Here is a 17,029-nt window from a genome sequence, read left to right as displayed (position 1 = left end):
TATAAATAGATCAAAGAGGATCATTAACCGATCTTTATTGTAAATAGGTAAGATAACATATTGACAAAATACTAAGTTCAATATATTATTCGCCATCTTTTTTAGACCAGTGTGCTCAAAACGGCTGTTTTGCCAGGGCAACAACAACCGACGGATTAGCGTAATGAAAAGAACATTTCAACCTAGTGTATTAAAACGTAAGCGCAACCATGGCTTCCGTGCTCGTATGGCAACTAAAAGCGGTCGTGCTGTAATTGCACGTCGTCGTGCAAAGGGTCGCGTAAGACTTAGCGCATAATTTCTTTACTTAGCTTTAAGTAATTGAGATAGGTAGCCACATGGTTACTAATAAATTTAATCGGGAGTCACGTTTGTTGACTCCCGGTCATTTCAAATCTGTATTTTCTAATCCAACTCGTTTTAGTTCAAAACACTTCACTATTCTAATAACCAAAAATTGTGATAACAATAATAGGTTAGGCTTAGCTATTGCTAAAAAAAGAGTAAAGCTGGCAGTTCAACGCAATAGAATAAAGCGCATAACTCGCGAGAGTTTTCGATTAAACCAAACAACTATTCCTAATATAGATATTGTGGTTATGGTCAAGTCAGGCATAGATAAACTTGAAAATCACGAAATAAATCACCAAATAGAAAAAATATGGCAAAAAATAATTCAACGTTACAATCGTTAGTAATTGCCATCATAAAAAGCTACCAACGCTATATAAGTCCATTGCTTGGTAACAATTGTAGATTTAATCCAACCTGCTCTTTTTACGCCATTGAAGCAATAAAACGCTTCGGTGTGTTAAAAGGGAGTTGGTTAGCAGGCAAACGTATACTAAAATGCCATCCACTTAACGCGGGTGGTGATGATCCCGTACCACCAATAAAAAAAGAGAAGTAAGCTTTATGGAATCCCAACGTAGTTTTCTTTTCATTGCACTTATGGTTGTAACATTTTTGTTATACCAGCAATGGCAGTCAGATAACGCTCCAGTTCAACAACCCAATAGTGTCGTTCAAACTTCTGAAAGTAATAAAACAGAAGCAAACAATAACGATTTTATACCGGCATCTAGCACTAGCAGCTTACCTGCAATAAAAGAAACGCAAGTAGCTTCCAATTTAATTACCATTACAACTGATGTATTGAAATTAAAAATTAATACGCAAGGTGGTGATATTGTTGAAGCAACATTGCTTGAATATGAAACTGAGCAAGGTAGTGGAATACCTTTTACTATTATGCAAAATGGTAATCTTACCTATATTGCACAAAGTGGTTTAACGGGTGCTCAAGGCATAGATCGTGTAGTTAAGGGTCGACCTATATATCAAGTTAATGCTACAGAGTATGAATTATCGGGTAATAACCCATTAGTTGTTGATTTAAACTACACTGCAGAAAATGGCCTATCAGTTATAAAGCGCTTCACGTTTGAACCAGGTAGCTACAAGGTTAACCTTGATTACATTATCAATAATAATGCCAGCTCAGCAGCAAGTGTAGAACTTTATGCACAGTTAAAACAGTCGACACATGTTGATAAGTCGAGTGCTTTAATACCAACTTACCGCGGTGCAGCTTACTCTTCTTCAGAAGAGAGATATGAAAAATATGATTTTGATGATATTTCTGATGCTAACTTAAATGTGTCTACTCAAGGTGGTTGGGTAGCCATGTTACAACATTATTTTGTTTCTTCATGGATCCCAAATAAGAATGACATAAACCAGCTTTATACAAGTTATACCCGTAATCAAGAAGCCGTAATTGGTTTTAAAGCTCCTGCCATTATTATTGAGCCGAATACACAGGCTACCGCTTCTACAGCATTTTATGTTGGCCCTAAAGATCAAGATGTATTAGCCAAAATAGCAGACGGATTAGACTTAACCGTTGATTTTGGTTTCTTATTTATGATCAGCTCACCATTACATTGGCTACTTATTCAAATTCAGTCAATTGTAATTAACTGGGGTCTAGCGATCATCGTTATAACCTTAATTGTTAAAGGTGCAATGTATCCATTAACAAAAGCACAATATACATCAATGGCTAAAATGCGTGCTTTACAGCCTAAAATGGCGCAATTAAAAGAACGCTTTGGTGATGACAAACAAAAAATGTCTCAGGGGATGATGGATCTTTATCGTAAAGAGAAGGTGAATCCTGCAGGCGGTTGTTTACCACTATTAGTTCAAATGCCTATCTTCTTAGCATTGTATTGGGTATTTTTAGAAAGTGTTGAATTACGCCATGCAACATTTGGTTTATGGTTACAAGATCTATCATCAAAAGACCCTTACTTTATACTCCCTGTATTAATGGGTATTAGTATGTATGTCATGCAAAAAATGCAACCCATGACAGTTCAAGATCCTATGCAACAAAAAATAATGCAGTACATGCCTGTTATGTTTACTGTGTTCTTTTTCTGGTTCCCATCAGGCCTTGTACTATACTGGTTAGTCAGTAACGTTATTTCAATTATACAAATGAAAATAATATTCTCAGGACTAGATAAAAAAGCAGAAGCAAGTAAGTAACACTTACCTAACTTATAAAAAGCGACCTAGGTCGCTTTTTTTGTGCCCTATTTAAATACAACAAATGGTATAAAACTAATTATTCCATTTGGTATTAAAATATTAATGTTTATAATTAAACAATTATTACCCCTTAAAATGCGTTGGAATATTACATGAGTAAGTCTGTTATAACATTGTCTGATAAAGAAACTATTGCCGCACAGGCAACAGCACCAGGCAGAGGCGGTGTTGGCATTATCAGAGTTTCAGGCCCACAAGTAATAAATGTAGCTAAGGCAATATTAGGTAAATTACCTGAGTTACGTAAAGCAGAATATTTAACTTTTCATGATCTCAATAAACACCCATTAGATCAGGGTATAGCACTTTATTTTAAAGGGCCAAATTCATTTACAGGTGAAGATATTCTTGAATTACAAGGCCATGGCGGCCCTGTAATTTTAGATATGTTATTAAGAGAAATTTTATCACTACCTAAAGTTAGAATGGCAAACCCTGGAGAGTTTAGCGAACAAGCATTTTTAAATGATAAATTAGATTTAACTCAAGCTGAAGCTATAGCAGATTTAATAAACTCAAGCTCAGAACAAGCCGCGCGTTGTGCATTACATTCTTTAAAAGGTGAATTCTCAGCATTAATTAATAATATGGTAGAAAGTACAATTCACCTAAGAATGTATGTTGAAGCATCGATAGACTTCCCTGAAGAAGAAATTGATTTCTTAGCAGATAAAAAAATAGTAACCGATTTAAAAGCAATAATTGCGCAAGTTGAAAATGTACAAAAACAAGCTCAGCAAGGAGCAATAATAAGAGAAGGTATGCGCGTTGTTATTGCCGGTAGACCAAATGCCGGTAAATCAAGCTTATTAAACGCCCTAAGTGGACGCGAGAGCGCAATTGTTACAGATATAGAAGGCACAACTCGTGATGTATTATCAGAGCAGATACACATTGACGGCATGCCGTTACATATAATTGATACTGCAGGACTAAGAGAAAGCGCAGATAAAGTAGAACAAATAGGTATAGAGCGGGCATGGCAAGAAATTAATCAAGCAGACCGTGTATTACTCATGGTTGACTCAACCGAACAACAATCGGATGATATCACAAAATTTTGGCCTGAATTTTTTCAAAAATTACCAGAAAATATAGGCCTGACAATTGTTATCAATAAAGCAGATATTAGCGGTAGCGTTACAGGTTTAAACGAGAAAAATAAGATACCAACAATCACCCTTTCAGCTAAAACAGGCGATGGAATAGATCAGCTTAAAGAACATTTAAAATCAATAATGGGCTATCAAGGCGGTAATGAAGGCGGTTTTATGGCAAGACGACGTCACTTAGCCGCTTTAGAAGCAGCACATAAACACTTAGTTATTGGCTTAGAACAGCTAGAATCTTTTGTTGCAGGCGAAATATTGGCTGAAGAATTACGTTTATGCCAACAAGAGCTCAACAAGATAACGGGTGAATTTACAAACGATGATCTACTTGGCCAAATATTTTCATCATTTTGTATCGGTAAATAAGCCAACCTTTTTAACTCAAAACTCTAAAATATTTCCTCTTTAACAATTAACTAAGTGATAATATCTATTATCACTTATTGATTAACCTCAACTCGGGATAATAAATAGCTCTCTAGCAGCTATTTTTCCTTACTTCTGTGTTAAATTCATAAACAATAGAGTAACTATTCTTAATGAATTTGCCTTGAATTAAGAAAAACTATCAAGCTAGTGACTTGCTACAGCCACAAGTCTAGCAATTTCAGGGCATTAACTTATCTCTTAACCCGAGCTAAGGTTGATTAATACCAACTTCATTAATTAAATAATCTACTTTTTACGCAGCAAAAAAATCAAATAGAAAGCATTTATGTAATCATTAGTTGTTCAGGACAATAATGCATCTCCTGCATTGTCCACATAAGCTACATCCATGTAGCGATAATGATTAAGTAATAAACGCAGTAATTGATGGTTTTAGTCTGTAGAAATGATCACATCGTTAGTGCGATATATAAAATGTTGTAAACAGAGGAAATTATGGCCAATATCGAAATAATAGTAGGCAGTATGCTTGGTGGAACTGAATATATTGCTGAAGCTTGCCAAGAAGCATTAAATAGTAAAAATCATCAGTCAAAACTTCATTTTCAACCTAACTTTTCTGAAATACCACGTGAAAATACATATTGGTTAATTTGTACTTCAACACACGGTGCTGGTGATTACCCTGATAATATACAAGCTTTCGTTGAAGAATTGGAAAATTGTAAAGAAGATCTATCTACTCTTAATTATTGGGTGATTGGCACTGGCGATACCAGTTATGATACCTATTGTAATGCGGCTAAAAATATATCAAAAATATTAAAATCAAAGGGTTGTAAAGAAATAATCCCTTTAAAAACACTCAACGCTTTAGATGAAGAAGATCCTGAAGAAGTAGCACATCAATGGACTATTAAAAATAACGATCTTTTAATACAGGCTTACTAACTAGTTATTCACATAAATAAGTAAAAATAAACATATATGTGAATAAGTATTAGGATAAGCTATTAATTACCCGTTATTATTCAGTTGATATAAAACAATAATAATTAGACTGTGGATAAGTAGCTATTTTGATCATAGCTTATACTAGGATTGATCAAGGTTTGATCACAGCTTTAGATCTAATATAAGTTTATGAATTTAATATATATAAATGAGTTATCAACAGAAAAGGCGTTTACTAATAATAAGTAATAATAAGATCTTTAAATAGATCTTATATATTATTAAAGGATCAACACGAGATCTTTTATTTAAAATGATCGTTCCACTTCGAACGAAAAACAGTTAAAATACGTGCCCTTTAATTTTTAAATAACATTAGCTAAGGTCATTAATCAATGTGGTATCAAGAGTCTTTTGACGTAATTGTTGTTGGTGGTGGACATGCAGGAACAGAAGCTGCTCTCGCCTCAGCACGTATGGGCTGTAAAACATTATTGCTAACCCATAACATTGATACTTTAGGTCAAATGTCATGTAACCCAGCCATTGGTGGAATTGGTAAAGGTCATCTTGTTAAAGAGATTGATGCTTTAGGTGGATTAATGGCAAAAGCAATTGATCATTCAGCTATTCAATTTAGAACATTAAATGCGAGTAAAGGACCTGCTGTTCGAGCAACTCGTGCACAAGCTGATCGTTCTTTATATCGTTCATTTGTAAGAACTTATTTAGAAAACCAAAAAAACTTATCTATTTTTCAACAGCCTTGTGACGATCTTATTTTAGAGAATGATCGTGTGGTTGGTGTGTCTACACAAATGGGGCTTAAATTTAAAGCACAAGCTGTGGTATTAACTGTAGGTACTTTCTTAGCAGGTCAAATACACATTGGCTTAAATAATTATCAAGGTGGTCGAGCTGGTGATCCTGCAAGCGTAAACTTAGCAAATAAATTACGTGATATGCCCTTTAGAATGGATCGTCTAAAAACAGGTACTCCCCCAAGATTAGACGCTAGAAGCCTAGATTTTTCAGTAATGCAAGAACAACCAGGTGATGATCCTCGGCCTGTATTCTCATACATGGGATCTAGAGATGATCACCCAGAACAAGTTTCATGTTTTATTACTCATACCAATGAAAATACACATGATATAATTCGCAAGGGTTTAGATCGATCTCCTATGTATACTGGTGTTATTGAAGGTATCGGTCCAAGGTACTGCCCTTCAATTGAAGATAAAATTATGCGTTTTGCAGATAAAAACACGCACCAAATATTTGTAGAGCCGGAAGGATTAACCAGTCACGAAATTTATCCAAATGGAATTTCAACTAGTTTACCATTTGATGTGCAAATGGATTTAGTCCGTTCAATTAAGGGTTTTGAAAATGCGCACATCACTCGCCCAGGTTATGCAATTGAATATGATTTCTTTGATCCAAGAGATTTAAAACAAACTTTAGAAAGTAAATTTATCAGCAATCTATATTTTGCAGGTCAAATAAATGGCACAACGGGCTATGAAGAAGCTGGTGCCCAAGGACTAGTAGCAGCAACCAATGCCGCTGCAAAAGTACAAGGCAAAGAAGAGTTAATACTAGGTAGAGATCAAGCCTACATGGGTGTATTGATTGATGATTTAGCCACATTGGGTACTAAAGAGCCTTACAGAATGTTTACCTCCAGAGCTGAATATCGTTTACTATTACGTGAAGATAATGCAGACATACGTTTGACTGAAAAAGGGTATAAACTTGGTTTAGTTGATGAAAAACGTTGGGCTAGATTTAATGAAAAAATGGAAAATGTTGAGTTAGAACGTCAACGTTTAAAATCTACGTGGATCCAAAAAGATCATAAATCAATAGAAAAAATTAATGCACTGGTTAAATCGTCACTTACACGAGAAAACAGCCTAGAAGATTTATTACGTCGTCCGGAAGTTCGCTATGAAGAATTAATGAAAATAGAAGGTTTAGGTCCAGCATTAGAAGATGTACAAGCGGCTGAACAAATTGAGATACAAATTAAATATGCTGGCTACATTGAAAGACAACTTGACGATATAGCAAAGAAAAAACGTAATGAAGATACATTGATTCCATCAGATTTTAATTATAGCCAAATTTCAGGCTTATCAAATGAAGTAGTGGCAAAATTATCTGAAGCAAAGCCTGAAACTATTGGTAAAGCATCACGTATATCAGGTATAACACCCGCTGCAATTTCATTATTGTTAGTTTATTTAAAAAAACATGGCTTACTGCGTAAATCGGCTTAGTGTAATCAGGTATAAACATGTCATTAAAAGATGAATTAAGCGATTTGTTAGCGCAATCAAGTATTGAATTAACTGAAAAACAAATTTTACAACTTATTCAATATGTTGAATTATTAGTAAAATGGAATAAAGCATACAACCTAACATCGGTAAGAAACCCAAGCGAAATGTTGATCAAACATATTATGGACAGTTTAATGGTTGGGCCATGTTTAGTAGGCGAACGTTTTATTGATGTAGGTACCGGCCCAGGGTTACCCGGTATTCCATTGGCTATTTTATATCCTAATAAAGAATTTACATTACTAGACAGCTTAGGTAAAAGAATTACTTTTTTACGTCAAGTTGTGTTTCAATTAAAACTTGATAATGTAACTCCTGTATTAAGTCGAGTAGAAAAGTATAATCCTGAAAATTTATTTGATGGTGTACTAAGCAGAGCTTTCGCTTCCCTTAATGACATGGTGAGTTGGTGTAAACATTTAACAGCAAGCGAAACTGGTCGTTATTATGCACTAAAAGGCCAATACCCTGATGATGAATTAGCTCAACTACCTGCAGGTATAGATTTTGTAACAAGTTACCCTATTGTTGTTCCACAACTTCAGGGTGAAAGACACTTGATAGAACTTAAAAAAAATTAACAAAAATAATAAGGTTTGAGGTGCTAGTGGGAAAAATAATCGCAGTTGCCAACCAGAAAGGTGGAGTCGGTAAAACAACGACCGCAGTTAATTTAGCGGCATCACTAGCCGCAACCAAACGTAAAATATTGTTAATTGATCTCGATCCCCAGGGTAATGCCACCATGGGTAGCGGAATAGATAAATATGAAGTTCCCGCAACTTGCTATGAGTTACTAGTAGAAGAAAAACCATTTGAGCAAGTCGTGTGTAAAGAGACAACAGGGCTATACGACTTAATTGCAGCAAATACCGATGTAACAGCGGCTGAAATTAAACTAATGGAAGTTTACGCCAGAGAGCAACGCTTAAAAAAAGCATTGGCACCTGTAGTAAATCAATATGACTTTATTATTATTGACTGCCCTCCTTCACTCAATATGTTAACTGTAAATGCGATGACAGCGGCTGACTCAGTACTTGTGCCAATGCAGTGTGAATACTACGCATTAGAAGGTTTAACTGCCTTAATGGATACTATTTCTCAATTAACCTCTGTAGTAAATGGTAATTTACATATTGAAGGTATATTACGAACTATGTACGATCCTAGAAATCGTTTAGCTAATGATGTTTCTGAACAATTAAAGCGGCATTTTGGCGATAAAGTTTATCGAACTGTTATACCTAGAAATGTCCGCTTAGCTGAAGCGCCTAGTTTTGGCGCTCCGGTAATGTACTATGATAAATCATCTACAGGCGCTAAAGCTTATTTAGCTTTAGCTGGTGAGGTGCTAAGAAAAACAGAGAAACAAAAGAAAAATAAAAAAGAAGCAGATCTATCAATTCAGCAAGGAAAATTATGAGCGCGTCAAAACGTAGAGGCCTAGGCAGAGGTTTAGATGCATTATTAACTAATGCGCCAAGAAAAAATGCTGAAGAGGGTGAGACAACACCAACACATAAAGATACTAGCGAATTACAAAAACTTCCTATTGAACAGTTGCGTCCTGGTAAATATCAACCAAGAAAAGATATGTCACCTGATGCGCTAGAAGAATTATCAGCGTCGATAAAATCGCAAGGAATTATCCAACCAATTGTTGTAAGACCTATAGGTGAAAATAGTTACGAAATTATTGCGGGTGAACGTCGCTGGCGTGCTGCCCAATTAGCTGAAATAGACTTAGTACCCTGTTTAATTAAAGATGTACCTGACGAAGCTGCGGTAGCAATAGCGCTGATTGAAAACATTCAGCGTGAAGATCTTAATGCAATGGAAGAAGCAATTGCACTTCAACGTTTATTAACTGAATTTGAATTAACACACCAGGAAGTTGCTGACGCAGTAGGTAAATCAAGAACAACAGTTACAAACATATTAAGATTAAATAATTTAAATGCTGATGTTAAAACATTACTTGAGCACGGTGATATAGAAATGGGTCATGCTCGTGCCCTACTAGCTTTAGAAAATGATTTACAAACAACCACAGCAAGAACTGTAGCAGCAAAAGAATTAACAGTACGAGAAACAGAAGCGTTAATTAAAAAAATTCAACAACCAGAAAAACCCAAAGAACAAGTTGAAAAAGATCCTGATACTAAATCTCTAGAACAAAACCTATCGGAAAAACTGGGTGCGCAGGTATCAATTAACCATAGTAAGAAAGGTAAAGGGAAGTTAGTTATTTCATATACTAACTTGGAAGAGTTAGACGGAATAGTTGCGCGCTTTAGTTCATTTTAACTATTCACCAGATCTATTTTAAATAATCAAACAAAAGAGAGTAACAAGACCCCTCTTTTGTTGCATTAGCGCTGTAATTAAGTATACTTGCGTCGGATTTTTAATGTAATCGAATTTGCATCAAAAATGCACAAGTTTTACGAAATTTATCGTACGGAGAAGCTGGTGAACGCGCCATTTAAAAGTGATTTAGCGAAAACTGGCAGAAAATTTGCGTTTAAGCAAATTATTATAACTACGGTACTTGTACTACTTGGTACAATAACAACATATTTTTATTGGGGATTATCTCAAGCTCAGTCTGTATTAGCTGGAGGCGTGGTTGTAATAATTCCTAATATTGTATTTGCATTAAAAGCGTTTCGCTATGCAGGTGCAAGATCGTCAGAAAAAGTGATGGAATCATTTTATAGTGGCGAAAAATTAAAAATAGTATTAACGGCCATTTTATTTGCGTTAGCCTTTAAGTTTTTAGCAATTATGCCAATACCGTTTTTTATAAGTTTTTGTTTAGTAGTGGTTTTGCCATTATTAACACCATTTTTTATAAAACTTTAAACTTTAATCATTAGGAACATTAATATGTCTGTCGGTGAAGTAACCAGCCAAGAATATATTAAGCATCATTTGCAAAATTTAACTGTGGGCGAAGGCTTTTGGGCTGTTCACGTTGATACGCTAGGATGGTCAATATTTTTAGGATTGGTTTTTTTAAAACTCTTTCATTCTGTTGCAAAAAAAGCAGAAGTAGGTGTACCTGGTAAATTTCAATGTGCCATCGAAATGATCGTTGGCTTTGTTGATGACAGTGTTAAAAGTACGTTTCATGGCAAAAACCCTGTTATTGCGCCTTTAGCCTTAACTATTTTTGTCTGGGTGTTCTTAATGAACGCTATGGATTGGATACCAGTAGATTTAATTCCACGTATTTTTGAGTTGTTTGGTGTGCATTACATGAAAGCAGTACCAACAACAGATCCAAACATGACATTTGCTTTAGCATTGGGTGTATTTATATTAATAATATATTACTCAATCAAAGTTAAAGGTGTTGGTGGCTTTATTAAAGAGTTAACAACTCAACCTTTTGGTCATTGGTCTTTATACCCAGTGAACTTTATACTTGAAATGGTAACTTTATTAGCACGTCCTCTATCTTTAGCATTACGTTTATTCGGTAACATGTACGCTGGTGAATTAATTTTCTTATTAATTGCGACAATTGGTTTATTCCAATTACCGTTACATTTCTTGTGGGCGGCTTTCCATATATTAATAATACCGCTACAAGCTTTTATTTTTATGATGTTAACAATATTGTATTTAAGTTTGGCACATGAAGATCACTAATTTTTTCATCCTTTAGGATGGTGGGCAGGAAGCCCAAAATATTAATTTCAACCTTAGTTTTTTAATTTTTAACTTTATAACTTTAAATAATCGGAGATAAATATGTTATATATCGCTGTTGCTTTATTAATCGGTCTAGGTGCTCTTGGTACTGCGATTGGTTTTGGTTTACTTGGTGGCAAGTTCTTAGAGTCTGCTGCTCGTCAACCTGAATTAGCACCTCAACTACAAGTAAAAATGTTCATCGTAGCTGGTCTTATCGATGCTATTGCGATGATCGGTGTTGCTATCGGCTTATACCTATTATTCGCAGTTGGTGCTTAATTTTAAGTTGTTTTTTAACCGCGAATTTGAATAGGAGATACATAAATGAATCTTAATGTGACCTTAATTGGTGAGTTAATCGCATTTATCGTATTTGTAATTTTTTGCATGAAGTTCGTATGGCCACCAATTATTGGTGCTATCGAAACACGTCAGAAAACAATTGCTGACGGACTTGCTGCTTCAGACCGTGCTGCTAAAGACTTAGAGCTTGCTCAAGAAAAAGCCACGGCCCAACTTAAAGAAGCTAAAGCGCAAGCAGCTAGTATTGTAGAAGCTGCAAAAAAGCGTGAAGCTCAAATAGTTGAAGAAGCTGCAGAAAAAGCGCAAGCAGAGAAAGCGAAAATTATCGCTGCTGGCCATGCAGAAATAGAGACTGAACGTAACCAAGCTAAAGAAGAACTGCGTCAACAAGTTGCTGTTCTTGCTATAGCAGGTGCTGAGAGAATTCTCGAACGTTCAATTGATGCCGCTGCACATAGCGACATTTTAGATAAACTTGTAGCTGAACTTTAAGAGGGATAGAGCTATGTCTGAATTGACAACCGTCGCTCGTCCCTACGCTAAAGCAGCGTTCGATTATGCTGTTGAAGCTAATGCAATTGAAAACTGGCATGAAATGCTAGTTTTTGCAGCAGAAGTTTCAAAAGACGCAACTATAAACCAATACCTATCTGGTGGTGCGTCGGTTGAACAAGCGACTGATATATTTTTAAAAGTTTGTGATGTTCAACTTAATAGTAACGGTCAAAACTTAATTAAAGTAATGGCTGAAAACGGACGTTTGTTGGCGCTACCACAAGTTCTTACTCAATTTAGCGAATTAAGAGCTGAATATGATAAAGAAATTACTGTAGATGTAACATCTGCTGTAAAACTTAAAGTAGCACAACAAAAAGTAATTAGCGCTGCGCTTGAAAAGCGTTTGGCTCGAAAAGTAAAGCTCAATTGTATTGTAGACGCAAACGTAGTTTCTGGCTTAGTAATTAAAGCTGGCGACATGGTTATAGATGGTTCAATTAGAGGTAAATTGAGCCGCTTAGCAACAACAATGCAATCTTAACGGGGAATAGAGCATGCAACTGAATTCCACTGAAATCGCTGAACTGATCAAGAATCGTATTGAACAGTTTGACGTAGTTAGTGAAGCTCGTAACGAAGGTACTATCGTTTCTGTAACAGATGGTATTATTCGCATCCATGGTCTTGCTGATGTAATGCAAGGCGAAATGATCGAACTTCCTGGCAACCGCTTCGCAATAGCGTTAAACCTAGACCGAGACTCGGTAGGTGCGGTAGTCATGGGTCCATATGCGGATCTAGCTGAAGGCGTAAAAGTAAAAGGTACTGGTCGTATTTTAGAAGTACCAGTAGGACGCGGTTTATTAGGCCGTGTAGTTAACACCTTAGGTGAGCCAATTGATGGCAAAGGTCCAATTGAAAACGATGGCTTTATGCCTGTTGAAGTTCAAGCACCAGGTGTTATCGATCGTAAATCTGTTGATCAACCAGTACAAACTGGTATTAAGTCAATCGATTCAATGATCCCAATTGGTCGTGGTCAACGTGAATTAATCATCGGTGACCGTCAAATTGGTAAATCAGCGATCGCACTAGACGCAATTATTAACCAGAAAAACACTGGTATTAAGTGTGTATACGTAGCCATTGGTCAGAAAGCCTCTACAGTAGCGAACTTAGTTCGTTCGTTAGAAGAGCACGGCGCGTTAGATAATACTATCGTTGTTGTTGCGGGTGCTTCTGAAGCTGCTGCATTACAGTACTTATCAGCATACTCTGGTTGTACTATGGGTGAATACTTCCGTGACCGCGGTGAAGATGCACTAATCGTATATGATGATTTGTCTAAGCAAGCAGTTGCTTACCGTCAAATTTCATTACTTTTACGTCGTCCGCCAGGCCGTGAAGCATACCCAGGTGACGTTTTCTATCTTCACAGTCGCTTATTAGAACGTGCTGCTCGTGTAAACGAAGCATACGTTGAACGTTTCACTAATGGTGAAGTTAAAGGCAAAACAGGTTCTTTAACTGCGTTACCAATTATTGAAACGCAAGCGGGTGATGTATCTGCATTCGTACCAACTAACGTAATCTCAATAACCGATGGTCAGATCTTTTTAGAATCTAACCTATTTAACTCAGGTATACGTCCTGCGGTTAATGCGGGTATTTCTGTATCACGTGTTGGTGGTGCTGCTCAAACTAAAATCATCAAGAAACTTGGTGGTGGTATTCGTTTAGCACTAGCCCAATATGCAGAATTAGCAGCTTTTGCTCAGTTTGCATCTGATTTAGATGACGCTACTCGTGCTCAATTAGAGCATGGACAACGTGTAACTGAATTGATGAAACAAAAGCAATACAGCCCATTGTCAATTGCAGAAACAGCAGTATCGTTATTTGCCGCAGAAAAAGGCTATTTAAACGATGTTGAAATCAACAAAGTTGTTGATTTTGAAGAAGCATTACGTACTTACGTAAACAATGATCACGCTGAGTTGATGGCTACTATCAACGAAAAGGGTGACTATAACAAAGATATTGAGTCTGGTTTAGCGAAAGCGATAGAAGCTTTCAAAGCTACCCAAACTTGGTAATTTAGTTAACCTTTTCGGGAGAATAGTCATGTCCGGCGCTAAAGAGATAAAATCGAAGATTGGAAGTGTACAAAATACACAGAAAATCACCAGCGCGATGGAAATGGTTGCAGCTAGTAAAATGCGCAGAGCGCAAGATAGCATGGCTGCCTCTCGTCCATACGCTGAAAATATGCGAAATGTGATCGGTCACATCGCGCTAGGTAATCTAGAATTTCGTCATCCTTATATGGTTGAACGTGAAACTAAGCGCGTAGGTTATATTGTTGTCTCAACAGACCGAGGTTTGTGTGGTGGTTTAAATATTAATTTATTTAAACAAGTACTCGCTGATGCTGGTAAACAGCAAGCAGCAGGCGCTGAAGTTGAATTTGCAGTTATCGGCTCTAAAGCGACTGCTTTTTTCAATAATATGGGTGCTAAAGTAACTTCACAAATTTCAGGATTAGGCGATAACCCTTCACTTACTGATTTAATTGGTAGTGTAAGAGTTATGTTAGATGCCTATGACGATGGTAAAATAGACAAGTTGTTCATTGTATATAACAAATTTGTTAATACTATGACGCAAAAGCCGACGATTGATCAACTTTTACCTTTGCCTAAGTCAGATGATGACGCAATTAAGCATCGCTGGGATTATTTATACGAGCCAGATGCTCAAGCATTGCTTGAACAGCTGTTAGTTCGATATACAGAATCTCAAGTATATCAAGGTGTGGTTGAAAACCTCGCATGTGAACAAGCCGCTCGTATGGTTGCAATGAAAGCAGCAACCGATAACGCAGGCGACTTAATTGATGATTTACAATTGGTATATAACAAAGCTCGTCAAGCAAGTATTACTCAAGAGTTGAGTGAAATTTGTGCTGGCGCAGCAGCGGTATAAGCAAAGGTTCTTTGTTTATTTTATTAGTAAATAAGAGCACAAGATTAGAGGATTAAACATGAGTACAGGTAAAGTCGTCCAAATCATTGGCGCAGTTGTGGATGTAGAATTCCCACAAAATGCTGTACCTCAGGTATATGACGCATTAAATGTAACTGAAGGTGACCTTAGTGGCTTAGTACTAGAAGTACAACAGCAACTTGGTGGTGGCGTAGTTCGTACCATTGCTATGGGTTCATCAGACGGTTTGCGTCGTGGTCTGAACGTAGAAAACACAGGTGATAATATCCAGGTTCCAGTTGGTACTGCAACTTTGGGTCGTATCATGAACGTATTGGGTGAGCCTATCGATGAAGCTGGCCCAATCGGCGAAGAAGAAAAATGGTCAATTCACCGTGCAGCGCCAGCTTATGCTGAGCAAGCAATGTCGAATGAACTATTAGAAACTGGTATCAAAGTAATCGACTTAGTATGTCCATTCGCTAAGGGTGGTAAAGTTGGTTTGTTTGGTGGTGCTGGTGTTGGTAAAACCGTAAACATGATGGAACTTATTCGTAACATCGCGATTGAGCATAGCGGCTACTCAGTATTTGCTGGTGTAGGTGAGCGTACTCGTGAAGGTAACGATTTCTACCATGAAATGAACGACTCTAACGTACTAGATAAAGTATCGTTAGTTTACGGCCAAATGAACGAGCCTCCAGGAAACCGTCTTCGTGTTGCGATGACAGGTTTAACTATGGCTGAAAAATTCCGTGACGAAGGTCGTGACGTATTATTTTTCGTAGATAACATCTACCGCTATACACTTGCTGGTACTGAAGTATCTGCATTGTTAGGTCGTATGCCATCAGCGGTAGGTTACCAACCTACACTTGCTGAAGAAATGGGTGTTCTTCAAGAGCGTATTACGTCAACGAAGAAAGGTTCAATCACATCAATCCAAGCGGTATACGTACCTGCGGATGATTTGACCGATCCATCTCCAGCAACAACCTTTGCTCACTTAGATGCAACTGTTGTATTATCTCGTGATATTGCTTCACAAGGTATATACCCAGCAATTGATCCACTTGACTCTACTTCACGTCAATTAGACCCGTTAGTAGTTGGTGCTGAGCATTATGAAACGGCACGTGGTGTTCAATCAACATTACAACGTTATAAAGAACTTAAAGATATTATCGCTATACTAGGTATGGACGAATTATCTGAAGAAGATAAGCAAACAGTATCTCGTGCACGTAAGATACAACGTTTCTTATCACAACCGTTCTTTGTTGCTGAGGTATTCACAGGTTCTCCAGGTAAGTATGTATCGCTTAAAGACACGATTGCTGGCTTTAAAGGTATTCTTGCGGGTGAATATGATGACTTACCAGAGCAAGCTTTCTACATGGTTGGTTCTATTGAAGAAGCAACTGAAAAAGCTAAAAACATGTAATGAAGGCTGGCAGTTACTTACTGAATAAGTAATGTTAACTGCCTACTAGGAGGTCAACATGGCAATACTTTCTGTAAATCTGAATGTGGTTAGTGCTGAAGAAAGCTTATTCTCAGGTACTATCGAGTCGTTACAGATCACAGGTAGCGAAGGTGAGTTAGGCATCATGCCTGGTCATGCACCTTTGCTGACCTCACTAAAACCTGGTATGGCTAGAATTGTTAAGAAAGGTGGACAAGAAGAAGTTATTTACCTTTCTGGCGGTATGCTAGAAGTGCAACCTAACAACGTTACTGTACTCGCAGATATAGCAGTACGTGGTGACGATTTAGATGAACAAGCAGCTGAAGAAGCTAAGAAAAGAGCTGAAGATAAATTGAATGCTCATAGCGATGATCTTGATTATGCTGAAGCTGCAGCAGAGTTAGCACGAGCAATGGCGCAATTACGCGTAATTCAAGCAACAAGCAAAAAATAGCAGACCATTCTAATACTTACTTAAGTTTTAGTGATTAAAAAGCGACATTATCAGCTGATAATGGTCGCTTTTTTTATATCTTTAATTGGTATAAAGACTAGCCGAGTAATACCTTCAAGGTTACAATAATATTAATACACTTAAACTAATACCAGTTTCATTAAATAAGTGATCTATTTTATACGCAGTGAAA

19 protein-coding genes are annotated in these 17,029 nt (G+C 36.9%); all 19 read left to right on the top strand.

Going from position 1 to position 17,029, the window contains the following annotated elements; all coding sequences use genetic code 11:
- Positions 1–163: 163 nt before the first annotated feature.
- The 19 genes from rpmH (at position 164) to QUD79_RS17350 (ending at position 16,836) form a co-directional block, all read left to right on the top strand.
- Positions 164–298 (top strand): 50S ribosomal protein L34, encoded by a 135-nt coding sequence (rpmH, locus tag QUD79_RS17440; RefSeq protein WP_184424308.1) that lies wholly within the window; start codon positions 164–166, stop codon positions 296–298.
- A gap of 40 nt (positions 299–338) precedes the next feature.
- A complete protein-coding gene (gene rnpA, locus QUD79_RS17435; protein ID WP_184424307.1) occupies positions 339–695 on the top strand; it encodes a ribonuclease P protein component in 357 nt (118 codons plus the stop codon).
- Positions 662–910 carry a membrane protein insertion efficiency factor YidD gene (yidD, locus tag QUD79_RS17430; protein ID WP_184424306.1) on the top strand — a complete coding sequence of 83 codons (249 nt, stop codon included), beginning with the start codon at positions 662–664 and terminating at the stop codon, positions 908–910. Before rnpA ends, yidD begins: the two co-directional genes overlap by 34 nt.
- A gap of 5 nt (positions 911–915) precedes the next feature.
- The gene (gene yidC / locus QUD79_RS17425; protein WP_184424305.1) at positions 916–2,556 is read left to right on the top strand and encodes a membrane protein insertase YidC; all 1,641 of its coding nucleotides are present in this window, start codon (positions 916–918) and stop codon (positions 2,554–2,556) included.
- A 155-nt stretch (positions 2,557–2,711) separates the two neighbouring features.
- Positions 2,712–4,097, top strand: a complete 1,386-nt coding sequence (mnmE, locus tag QUD79_RS17420) for a tRNA uridine-5-carboxymethylaminomethyl(34) synthesis GTPase MnmE (RefSeq protein WP_184424304.1) — start codon at positions 2,712–2,714, stop codon at positions 4,095–4,097.
- 519 nt (positions 4,098–4,616) lie between these two features.
- Positions 4,617–5,072, top strand: a complete 456-nt coding sequence (locus tag QUD79_RS17415) for a flavodoxin domain-containing protein (protein ID WP_184424303.1) — start codon at positions 4,617–4,619, stop codon at positions 5,070–5,072.
- Between the two features lie 398 nt (positions 5,073–5,470).
- Positions 5,471–7,360, top strand: coding sequence for a tRNA uridine-5-carboxymethylaminomethyl(34) synthesis enzyme MnmG (gene mnmG, locus QUD79_RS17410; RefSeq protein ID WP_184424302.1), 1,890 nt, complete (start codon positions 5,471–5,473; stop codon positions 7,358–7,360).
- Between the two features lie 17 nt (positions 7,361–7,377).
- A complete protein-coding gene (rsmG, locus tag QUD79_RS17405; protein WP_184424301.1) occupies positions 7,378–8,004 on the top strand; it encodes a 16S rRNA (guanine(527)-N(7))-methyltransferase RsmG in 627 nt (208 codons plus the stop codon).
- Positions 8,005–8,030: 26 nt separating this feature from the next.
- Positions 8,031–8,849 (top strand): ParA family protein, encoded by an 819-nt coding sequence (locus tag QUD79_RS17400; protein ID WP_184424300.1) that lies wholly within the window; start codon positions 8,031–8,033, stop codon positions 8,847–8,849.
- Complete coding sequence (locus tag QUD79_RS17395; RefSeq protein ID WP_184424299.1) at positions 8,846–9,733, top strand: ParB/RepB/Spo0J family partition protein; 888 nt, start codon at positions 8,846–8,848, stop codon at positions 9,731–9,733. The genes QUD79_RS17400 and QUD79_RS17395 overlap by 4 nt, the downstream gene beginning before the upstream one ends.
- Before the next feature lie 165 nt (positions 9,734–9,898).
- Positions 9,899–10,291 (top strand): ATP synthase subunit I, encoded by a 393-nt coding sequence (locus tag QUD79_RS17390; protein WP_286289295.1) that lies wholly within the window; start codon positions 9,899–9,901, stop codon positions 10,289–10,291.
- A 24-nt stretch (positions 10,292–10,315) separates the two neighbouring features.
- Positions 10,316–11,083 (top strand): F0F1 ATP synthase subunit A, encoded by a 768-nt coding sequence (gene atpB / locus QUD79_RS17385; protein WP_184424297.1) that lies wholly within the window; start codon positions 10,316–10,318, stop codon positions 11,081–11,083.
- A gap of 102 nt (positions 11,084–11,185) precedes the next feature.
- A complete protein-coding gene (gene atpE / locus QUD79_RS17380; protein WP_076417406.1) occupies positions 11,186–11,407 on the top strand; it encodes a F0F1 ATP synthase subunit C in 222 nt (73 codons plus the stop codon).
- Positions 11,408–11,452: 45 nt separating this feature from the next.
- Positions 11,453–11,923: a F0F1 ATP synthase subunit B gene (atpF, locus tag QUD79_RS17375; protein ID WP_184424296.1), complete on the top strand. Its 471-nt coding sequence runs from the start codon at positions 11,453–11,455 to the stop codon at positions 11,921–11,923.
- A 13-nt stretch (positions 11,924–11,936) separates the two neighbouring features.
- Positions 11,937–12,470 (top strand): F0F1 ATP synthase subunit delta, encoded by a 534-nt coding sequence (gene atpH, locus QUD79_RS17370; RefSeq protein ID WP_184424295.1) that lies wholly within the window; start codon positions 11,937–11,939, stop codon positions 12,468–12,470.
- Between the two features lie 13 nt (positions 12,471–12,483).
- On the top strand, positions 12,484–14,025 hold the full coding sequence (gene atpA, locus QUD79_RS17365) for a F0F1 ATP synthase subunit alpha (RefSeq protein WP_184424294.1): 1,542 nt from the start codon (positions 12,484–12,486) through the stop codon (positions 14,023–14,025).
- 28 nt (positions 14,026–14,053) lie between these two features.
- Complete coding sequence (gene atpG / locus QUD79_RS17360; protein WP_184424293.1) at positions 14,054–14,914, top strand: F0F1 ATP synthase subunit gamma; 861 nt, start codon at positions 14,054–14,056, stop codon at positions 14,912–14,914.
- Between the two features lie 58 nt (positions 14,915–14,972).
- On the top strand, positions 14,973–16,358 hold the full coding sequence (atpD, locus tag QUD79_RS17355) for a F0F1 ATP synthase subunit beta (protein WP_184424292.1): 1,386 nt from the start codon (positions 14,973–14,975) through the stop codon (positions 16,356–16,358).
- Positions 16,359–16,416: 58 nt separating this feature from the next.
- Positions 16,417–16,836 carry a F0F1 ATP synthase subunit epsilon gene (locus QUD79_RS17350; RefSeq protein WP_184424291.1) on the top strand — a complete coding sequence of 140 codons (420 nt, stop codon included), beginning with the start codon at positions 16,417–16,419 and terminating at the stop codon, positions 16,834–16,836.
- Positions 16,837–17,029: the final 193 nt, after the last annotated feature.

Source organism: Thalassotalea piscium (genome assembly GCF_030295935.1).
Taxonomy (GTDB): Bacteria; Pseudomonadota; Gammaproteobacteria; order Enterobacterales; family Alteromonadaceae; genus Thalassotalea_B; species Thalassotalea_B piscium.
Note: the sequence above shows the minus strand (reverse complement) of the source record. Positions and strands in the feature narration are given on the sequence as shown.

Excerpts from the sequence above, each read along its gene's own strand:
- rnpA (WP_184424307.1), top strand. The coding sequence starts at position 339 with ATGGTTACTAATAAATTTAATCGGGAGTCACGTTTGTTGACTCCCGGT.
- atpB (WP_184424297.1), top strand. The coding sequence starts at position 10,316 with ATGTCTGTCGGTGAAGTAACCAGCCAAGAATATATTAAGCATCATTTG.
- yidD (WP_184424306.1), top strand. The coding sequence starts at position 662 with ATGGCAAAAAATAATTCAACGTTACAATCGTTAGTAATTGCCATCATA.
- QUD79_RS17415 (WP_184424303.1), top strand. The coding sequence starts at position 4,617 with ATGGCCAATATCGAAATAATAGTAGGCAGTATGCTTGGTGGAACTGAA.
- QUD79_RS17350 (WP_184424291.1), top strand. The coding sequence starts at position 16,417 with ATGGCAATACTTTCTGTAAATCTGAATGTGGTTAGTGCTGAAGAAAGC.
- atpA (WP_184424294.1), top strand. The coding sequence starts at position 12,484 with ATGCAACTGAATTCCACTGAAATCGCTGAACTGATCAAGAATCGTATT.
- mnmE (WP_184424304.1), top strand. The coding sequence starts at position 2,712 with ATGAGTAAGTCTGTTATAACATTGTCTGATAAAGAAACTATTGCCGCA.
- mnmG (WP_184424302.1), top strand. The coding sequence starts at position 5,471 with ATGTGGTATCAAGAGTCTTTTGACGTAATTGTTGTTGGTGGTGGACAT.
- QUD79_RS17395 (WP_184424299.1), top strand. The coding sequence starts at position 8,846 with ATGAGCGCGTCAAAACGTAGAGGCCTAGGCAGAGGTTTAGATGCATTA.
- atpE (WP_076417406.1), top strand. The coding sequence starts at position 11,186 with ATGTTATATATCGCTGTTGCTTTATTAATCGGTCTAGGTGCTCTTGGT.
- atpH (WP_184424295.1), top strand. The coding sequence starts at position 11,937 with ATGTCTGAATTGACAACCGTCGCTCGTCCCTACGCTAAAGCAGCGTTC.
- rpmH (WP_184424308.1), top strand. The coding sequence starts at position 164 with ATGAAAAGAACATTTCAACCTAGTGTATTAAAACGTAAGCGCAACCAT.
- atpF (WP_184424296.1), top strand. The coding sequence starts at position 11,453 with ATGAATCTTAATGTGACCTTAATTGGTGAGTTAATCGCATTTATCGTA.
- rsmG (WP_184424301.1), top strand. The coding sequence starts at position 7,378 with ATGTCATTAAAAGATGAATTAAGCGATTTGTTAGCGCAATCAAGTATT.
- yidC (WP_184424305.1), top strand. The coding sequence starts at position 916 with ATGGAATCCCAACGTAGTTTTCTTTTCATTGCACTTATGGTTGTAACA.
- atpG (WP_184424293.1), top strand. The coding sequence starts at position 14,054 with ATGTCCGGCGCTAAAGAGATAAAATCGAAGATTGGAAGTGTACAAAAT.
- atpD (WP_184424292.1), top strand. The coding sequence starts at position 14,973 with ATGAGTACAGGTAAAGTCGTCCAAATCATTGGCGCAGTTGTGGATGTA.